We start from the raw sequence: 7,682 nt of genomic DNA, 5'->3' as shown, positions 1-7,682 counted from the left end.
GAGTTAGGTCAAATGATACGTGGTGAATTTATCGTAACGGAAGTGAAAAAAGCAAACTTCGAGGACATTTTTCAATATGAAGATGCAGACTATTGGTATCAGGCTAAAGTTTCTTATCTATCAGTTGATGCGGATAGCGGAAGGGAAAAGAAAATTTCAAACCTATTCCTTGTTTCTGCTGAAAATGTAAGAGACGCTTACGACCGAATAGAAGAAAGCCTTGAATCAATGCTTGTTTCATTCGAGATTCCAGAAATCAAGCTTACTCCTATTGTTGACATCTTCCCTTTCAATCCAGATTTAGACCGTGAACTCGAGCGCAGAGAAATGACGGACGAGGAAAAAGAAGAATACAAAGTAAACGGTACCGTTCCCGCATTTGCAGAAAGTGAACACCAAATCCCAGGAGACGAGGAAGAGTAAAAACCTAAAGTCCTCGGTTTAGATCGAGGACTTTTTAAGCCATCATTATGAATTTAGACATTACAAAATACCCCGGTTCAAAAGGTGCAAGCGGAGTAAAAGAATTTCTTATTAACAACACACCTAAATGCGAGTTTTTCGTGGATGGTTTTGGCGGTAGTGGATTTGTAAGCGAAAGCATAGCAAAACTTGAAAAAAATATACAGATTCTATACTTCGAGATTGTTAAGCATGTATTTAAGCAATTTAAAGAAGCATCTACATTGCCAGGTATAAAATGTTTCAATGAAAATGTAATTGAACACTACCTGAACAATCTATCGAAAAAAGACAAATCAGACCTTCAATACTTATTTGAAGAAACGGTTTTCTTCTTCGACCCTCCATACTTATTTGAAACAAGGCGCACAATTCGCCCGATGTATGATTATGAATGGACATTGGAGCAACATATCGAATTTCTTGCCTTCGTTCGCTTATTAAGTGAAAAAACACGAGCTAAAATAATGATAACCCACCCCGAGTGCGACACTTACAATGCACTTCTGGTTGATGGCTACACCGACAAAGAATGGACGGCACAACCATTCGCATACATGGGTAGAGGTGGTAAAATAGATGATATGCTTTGGACGAACTTCAACCCAAAAGAAGAGGTTTTATTGAGCTACAAATATGTAGGTGATAACAATACCGACCGCCAAAGAATTAAACGCAAATCGGAAAGATGGACGGAAAAAATAAAAGCCCTACCCTTTCACGAACAACAAGCAATTGTAACAGAAATCGCTTCTCTGAAGTGTAGCTAAAACAAAAAATATGAACGGTTACGATCTATCTCGAAATTGGTTTGATTTTGCCTTTGAAAACCCTGAAAAAGTAAAGCCTGTACACAGTGCTGTATTCTTTTTCATCATAGAGCATGCAAACAGATCAGGTTGGAAAGAAAAAATTGGACTTCCTTCCAGTATGGTTATGGATGCAATTGGCGTTAAAAACTGGCGTACTTATGCGGGTGCATTAAATGACCTTGTGAAGTTCGGATTTATTAAAATGATTCAGAAGTCAAAAAATCAATATACCGCGAATATTGTTGCTATTGTAAAAAATACAAAAGCATCCACAGGAGCACTTACAACAGCAATACATAACCAAGAACAAAAGCAAGATACAACGCAAAGTCAAAGCACTGTTAGTATATATAAACCACAAACTAATAAACCACAAACATCAAACACCGACTTTGGAAAAAAGTCGGGAGAGTTAAAGGATTCTGATTTTTTGTTTTTACTAGGGTTTATCAATGAAAAAACTGGTCGAGCATTTAAGTCCATTTCTCCGAGCAGCCGCAAAGCGTATGCGAAATTGCTCGAAAACGGTTACACTCGAGCTCAAATCGTGAAAGCCATTGAAACGGCCGTAACAAAGCCCTACAATATCAAAAATGGGTATGAGAACCTTACTCCTGAATATTTCAGCCGTCAAGAAACAATCGACAAGTTCGGAGTGGAATTAACCACGCAAAAACCGACTTTAAACACAAAAGACGACCTGTATCAGCAAATAGAACTAAAACAGCACGAATGGCAAAGCAAACAAGCTCAGGAGTTAGATTTTGAAGCTGAGTACAGAGAATGGGAAGCGCTTAAACTAAAAATGACACAACTATGGGGGGGATAATAGAATTTAGCAAATTGCGCCAAGATGTTATGAAGCTTTATGAAACTGGCGGCGGTAAAACATACTATTGCGGTTTCAAATGTTTAGCCCCTCACTACTCCATCAAAGAAGGTGGTGTTACTGATTGGACGGGCTACCCTGCTTCGGGTAAAACTGAATTGTTACTTGAAATGCTAATTAACTGCAATAAATGGTACGGTCATAAGCATTTAATTTACATGCCAGATGCAGGAACAGCCGCAGAGGTAGCAGGGAAACTAATGCACAAACTTTCAGGCAAACAATTTGACGAATTTTTCTACAACAAAAGAGGTGAAAAAATAGCAATCAACAACCGTTTATCACAAGCAGAGGTTGATCGTTATCTACCAGAAATACACGATAGTTTTAAAATATTCGACCCAACGACATACAAGAATAAAAACACACGTTCAAAATCTGTTACACCAAAGGAATACTGGGATTTTGCGGTTCAGAATAAAGCCGAGTTAGGAATATTTGGGGCAGTCATTGACTCATGGAACTACATGCACCACGATACAAAGGGATTTGCCAGAGAAGATAAGTGGTTAGAAGATGTACTCTCCTATCGAAATGAATTGGCAGAACAACACAACTTGCATTTGCACACTATCATTCACCCAACAAGCGCAAAACGTGATAAAAACGGGAATATTATTGCCCCAGATATGCACTCGCTTAAAGGTGGTTCCGAGTGGGCAAATAACGCAAAAAGCGTGGTTGTTGCACACAGGGATTTTGGAGCCGAAATAACCACGGTAAAGGTTGCTAAGGCTAAACCTAAAATAGTAGGAATTGCAGGTGAATGCAACCTACAATACGACCTCCAAAAAGGAAAATACTTTGAGATAGATTTCACCGACGGAGGACGTAATAAATATGCTGAACGCCTTGAAAATACTCGAACTCAAAGCACACTATCATTTAACTAGGAATTATGACCGAATTGAGTTTAACAAGCTTGCATCTATCAACAATTGAGGGACAGTTGCAGGCACTTGATGAAATAGTTGCCCGCAAACTGAAGGGCGAGCAGGTAAACGGTAAAGTTTTTAAGGAAACGCTTGAAAGCTGCCTGCAAACCGTAAAGCAAAGTAGAGTGTGTTTGCACAAGGCCGACAAGGTGTTTCATGCAACCCGAGTTGAGAACTCAAACCTATACATATCTGCATTGCGCCTACAGAAAAAAAACGAAGAATTAGAAAACGAAAATAAACACTTACAAAATGGATTGTATTAATCAAAAAATGAAGACATGTACTTCAATATCAGGAGGTCAAACATCTGCATTTTTGGCCGCAAAATTTCCGAGTGATTACAATGTATTCTCATTGGTTCGCACCGATGATCCACAATGTAAATTCCCTGATAAAAAATTAATTCAAGAGGTAGAAGATAGAATTCAAAAACCATTTATAGGAACATTAGAGGATGATAAAATAATAACCACCATTCTCGATCTTGAACAATTCATTGGCCGCCCTATTACTTGGGTAAGTGGAATTTCCTTCGATGAAGTAATAAATACAAAAGGTGGTTGGCTCCCTAATAAACTACATAGATACTGTACCACTTATCTTAAAATAGAACCTATTTTTTACTGGTGGGCTGAATTCATTGGTGAACCTGTAGAAATGCAAATTGGATACAGGGCAAACGAACAAAAACGAGCAAAACGAATGAATTCTAAGTTGAATGATAATGGTTTGCTTGAATACAAAGCCACTTTTGAAAAGAACAAAAGAGGTCAAAACAAATGGGAAACTGTAGAATGGCAAAAACCAGTTTTTCGATTAATTGAAAATGGAATTTTCAAAGATGAAATTGTAAACTATTGGAGTGATAAAACTGTACAATTTGCAGAATTAAATAATTGTGTCGGTTGCCACCACCGAAACCCGTTGTTACTGCGTAAAATGTTCCCTCTCCACCCAAATAAAATGGCTTGGTTTAAATCTCAAGAAAAACCAAACAAAGGAACTTGGAAAACAGGAATAACTTACGAAGAAATTGAACAATATTCACCTCAATTTGAATTAGACTTTAGTGAGTTCAGCGATTGCGACTCTGGATATTGTCTTTCCTAACTCGTTTCAAATTATGAAACTTAAACTCTGGCGCAAAAACCTTCCTGAAAACTGGACGAAAGCAGAATCAAAAGAACTCCTCGATCAAATGCTAGAACTTGGAGTTGATGAAGTAAGGATTCAAGATGATTATTACAAAAGACTATCAATAAAATGGATGAAAAAACTTGCAATATTTGATACGTTTTTTGTAATATTCGCAGCGCTTAAAAGCTTGAAAAGCCTACTAAACTCAAAATAAAGCATAACCATAAATCAAATATACAATGACACAAAAATTGAAACGAAAGTTTAAAAAACAAGTCAATCCACCCGTGAAAACAACCATGGGTTCTGGAAACCCTGATCACTACGACAAGGAAGGATTGTACAAAGCAATTGAAAAAGAAGCCGCAAGGCAAGCCAAAACCAAACCTAAAAAGTAAATGAGACATCAACCTATCGAAAAACCACTAGACACCTACATTGACGGAGAAAGCAGATTAGAAACCTATTGGGAGCATAAAGAGCTACAGGATAGTTTTAAGAAAATTGTAAAAGGTAATCTTCCCAAAGGTTTCAAAGTCTCAAACAACACCATTGAAGGAATTATTGAAAATTTCGGAATTCGCGGAATACAGTTCGGAAACTGGGTAACGCTAGAAGATAAATACAACTATTTGGCTGCGCTGCAGTTGTCTATGTTGGATCTCAACAGCGTTCTAAAATTTACACAACCTGCACTTGGGCAAGGTCTACTTGCATTGTCTTTTGGTGCACGTGGTAAAAGTTCAGCTTTAGCCCATTTTGAACCGGGGAATTTTGTGATTAATACCACTCGTTACAAACGAGAAGATGTGTTGCTCAAAGAAATGGCCTTGAATAAACGTCCAGTAAGAGTTGACCTATCCAAAGAGTGGCGATTTGTCAACACTGGAGGTATTGGAAGCTTCGCACATGAATACGGTCATTTTCTGGACTATTACGTGAGCAACTTAATTGAACCCGTAAAAGGTGCCGATTTTTTAACGGGTCCCTGGGGCAGTGTTTCGACCAGAAAAATTGAGTATCCCGATAAATACCCCTTGCACCAACTGGCCGAAAACCTTTTTCAAAACATCATTTTTGACGAAAACGGAAAAGAAACCCGTTACAGAAAGATGATTAAAACTGAAGGAAGCTACATAAATATGCGCCAAGAAATATTTGCCCGTATGTTTGAGCAATACATCTTCTACAAATTGCGACAATTGAAGCGTTCTAATAAGTTTCTATCGAAAAAGAAGTACAATGATTGGTACTATCTTAAAACAAGCGAAATCAAAAGGCTTGTCCCTTTGATAGATCAATTAATGGATGAAATTAGGAAAAGAGTGAATTAAAAAAAGCGGGGCTATTGCTCCGCTTTTTCACTAAAATAATTTATTATCCATAACAAAATCATAAATATTAATCAATACCTTCTCTTTTGTTAATGTACCCATCGATTTAAATATCGGTATATTGTAGGTACTTTCTAAATCTCCAATCAACTTTATCATTTTTAGACTACCTGTGAATAAATCTCCTCTCTTAATTTCATAATTTTCGAAAAGATCATAATCAAAAAATGTATTTAATAAATCATTGTATTCTGTTGAGTTAAAATAACCGTTTTGATTATTGGGGTTAGCCTCAGAATAATTATTAATTCCATCAATTTTATTTGATAGAGATTTTATCTCACTTCTTAGGACATCAAATACAGAAGTTTCCTTTTCTTCAAGTTTAGTCGACTTAATTTTACCGCCGAAAATTGACAAATATGAGCTTGGTTGATCAATTTGCTTTAATATCGTCTTTTTTAAACTGTCTTTAAACTTATTTACACCCACATATGCTAATGAACTATTATAGGTTACATGCATTATTGGTCCGTAATCAAAATTAAATTTAGTTTTATCATCAATTACAATTACAACGGGTTTATCAAATGCTATCCTAATACCTAACTCAAACAATACATTTGGATTATTACTTGATACATCACAAATTACCAATTCATTTTCATACAAGTTTGTAATTATTGTTTCTTGTATTATACTACCATGAGACTGACTTACCATTTCAGGTTTTTCATATTCCAATTCAGTTACAACATCTTCTAAAATATGTTTTACGTCATTCCAATGGTTTTTATCATACCCTTCCGTTTGTGATATGGGCATTACAATTCCGATTTTCCCTTTTTTTTTTGTGCTTGATGTTTCAAGTGATTTAGACATTTTACCAAGTTTTTTTTGATAAATATACTTTTTTCGATGTTTAAATCAATTTTGCAGGCAGCTTGCAAGCCTTTTTTAATTTTATACATTTATTTGACACGATTTTGTCGAATAAATGTATAACCGTTCAAAGTTTGTAAAACGAGCTGCAAACCTCCCTAGTTTTGTTGCAAACAATTACAAGCAAGACCAAATGTTTTCAATCAACGGCCGAACGGCAAGCATAACCACTAACGAACAGGAACGCGAGTCTATCAACCAACAATTACAAGCCATTCAAGACAAAGAAGGGTTTGCATTTGGAAGTATAAAAGACGCATTCCTGCACCTTTTGCGAAACTACAATCAACCGCCTGCAACTGAATTGGAAGAAGGATTTGTTGCCATTTCTGAAGATGAAGCTGCAAACCTACATGCAGTCAACGACATGCACAGCCAAATTTGGGAGGCTTTACAGGATTACTTGCCTTCACCAGAATTGCAAGGAAAATCAACCGTTGAAAAGGTCTTGCATGTAATTGAAAGCAACAAGTTTCTTAACGAAGAATTATTAATATTCCGTCAGAAACTGGAAGATAAACCTACTACGGTTGAACGCCAATTGCAGGCACATGAAATTTTGTTGCAATTAACGGATGAGAAATATCCTAAGGAAAAGAAACTTCAGTTGCTTCAATTCATTTTAAAGCAAAGAGCAAAGAAGTATGGTGAAGAAGAAAGCTTAAATGAACTGATTGAAGCTATGCTGTTTAATGACAACATTATTTTCAACCTTGGCGGTGAATTTTACACTGGAATCAACTCTATAAAAAAATAAATCATGCCTAGTATTGTACGAATCGCTAAAACGTGTCACGAGGTAAATCGTGCTTATTGTAAAATTATTGGTGATAATTCTCAACCTAGTTGGAATGATGCTCCTGATTGGCAAAAGCAAAGCGCAATTAATGGTGTAAAATTCCATTTAAGCAACCCGAATTCAAAGCCCTCTGATAGCCACAAGAATTGGCTGAATGAAAAGCGAAAAGATGGTTGGAAATACGGTAAAAAGAAAGATACAATAAAGAAACTTCACCCTTGTATGGTGCCTTATAGCAAGCTGCCTAAGAAGCAACAGGCCAAAGATGCTCTATTTATCTCCGTAATTAAATCATTTATCAATTAGTATCATGCAAAGTAATTTCTCTAAGAAAAAGACAATTGACGGTAAAGAATACGAAAAGTTCTT

Annotated in this window: 12 protein-coding genes; 11 read left to right on the top strand and 1 reads right to left on the bottom strand. The window is 36.4% G+C overall.

Translation table 11 applies throughout. The features are described from left to right. The 9 genes from AC22ZQ_RS10650 to AC22ZQ_RS10610 all read left to right on the top strand — a co-directional run. Positions 1-423: DUF4494 family protein (locus AC22ZQ_RS10650; RefSeq protein ID WP_318958769.1), on the top strand; the 423-nt coding region annotated here is incomplete at its 5' end. A gap of 47 nt (positions 424-470) precedes the next feature. Continuing rightward, on the top strand, positions 471-1,232 hold the full coding sequence (locus AC22ZQ_RS10645; protein ID WP_318958768.1) for a DNA adenine methylase: 762 nt from the start codon (positions 471-473) through the stop codon (positions 1,230-1,232). Between the two features lie 10 nt (positions 1,233-1,242). Continuing rightward, positions 1,243-2,103: a hypothetical protein gene (locus AC22ZQ_RS10640; protein WP_318958767.1), complete on the top strand. Its 861-nt coding sequence runs from the start codon at positions 1,243-1,245 to the stop codon at positions 2,101-2,103. Next, complete coding sequence (locus AC22ZQ_RS10635) at positions 2,091-3,056, top strand: hypothetical protein (RefSeq protein WP_318958766.1); 966 nt, start codon at positions 2,091-2,093, stop codon at positions 3,054-3,056. The genes AC22ZQ_RS10640 and AC22ZQ_RS10635 overlap by 13 nt, the downstream gene beginning before the upstream one ends. A 5-nt stretch (positions 3,057-3,061) precedes the next feature. Next, positions 3,062-3,364 (top strand): hypothetical protein, encoded by a 303-nt coding sequence (locus AC22ZQ_RS10630; protein WP_318958765.1) that lies wholly within the window; start codon positions 3,062-3,064, stop codon positions 3,362-3,364. Then, positions 3,351-4,211, top strand: coding sequence for a hypothetical protein (locus tag AC22ZQ_RS10625; protein WP_318958764.1), 861 nt, complete (start codon positions 3,351-3,353; stop codon positions 4,209-4,211). The genes AC22ZQ_RS10630 and AC22ZQ_RS10625 overlap by 14 nt, the downstream gene beginning before the upstream one ends. Positions 4,212-4,224: 13 nt before the next feature. Then, positions 4,225-4,452 (top strand): hypothetical protein, encoded by a 228-nt coding sequence (locus tag AC22ZQ_RS10620; RefSeq protein ID WP_318958763.1) that lies wholly within the window; start codon positions 4,225-4,227, stop codon positions 4,450-4,452. A gap of 25 nt (positions 4,453-4,477) precedes the next feature. Then, positions 4,478-4,636, top strand: coding sequence for a hypothetical protein (locus tag AC22ZQ_RS10615; protein WP_318958762.1), 159 nt, complete (start codon positions 4,478-4,480; stop codon positions 4,634-4,636). Beyond that, the gene (locus AC22ZQ_RS10610) at positions 4,637-5,572 is read left to right on the top strand and encodes an LPD1 domain-containing protein (RefSeq protein WP_318958761.1); all 936 of its coding nucleotides are present in this window, start codon (positions 4,637-4,639) and stop codon (positions 5,570-5,572) included. Positions 5,573-5,602: 30 nt separating this feature from the next. Here AC22ZQ_RS10610 and AC22ZQ_RS10605 read toward each other — a convergent pair whose 3' ends face one another. Next, a complete protein-coding gene (locus AC22ZQ_RS10605; RefSeq protein WP_318958760.1) occupies positions 5,603-6,454 on the bottom strand; it encodes a hypothetical protein in 852 nt (283 codons plus the stop codon). Between the two features lie 115 nt (positions 6,455-6,569). On the opposite strand from AC22ZQ_RS10605, the gene AC22ZQ_RS10600 reads away from it, so the two are divergent. Next, positions 6,570-7,271 carry a hypothetical protein gene (locus AC22ZQ_RS10600; protein WP_318958759.1) on the top strand — a complete coding sequence of 234 codons (702 nt, stop codon included), beginning with the start codon at positions 6,570-6,572 and terminating at the stop codon, positions 7,269-7,271. A 3-nt stretch (positions 7,272-7,274) separates the two neighbouring features. Continuing rightward, complete coding sequence (locus AC22ZQ_RS10595) at positions 7,275-7,619, top strand: RyR domain-containing protein (RefSeq protein WP_318958758.1); 345 nt, start codon at positions 7,275-7,277, stop codon at positions 7,617-7,619. Positions 7,620-7,682: the final 63 nt, after the last annotated feature.

The organism is Lishizhenia sp., assembly GCF_057456495.1.
Note: the sequence above shows the minus strand (reverse complement) of the source record. Positions and strands in the feature narration are given on the sequence as shown.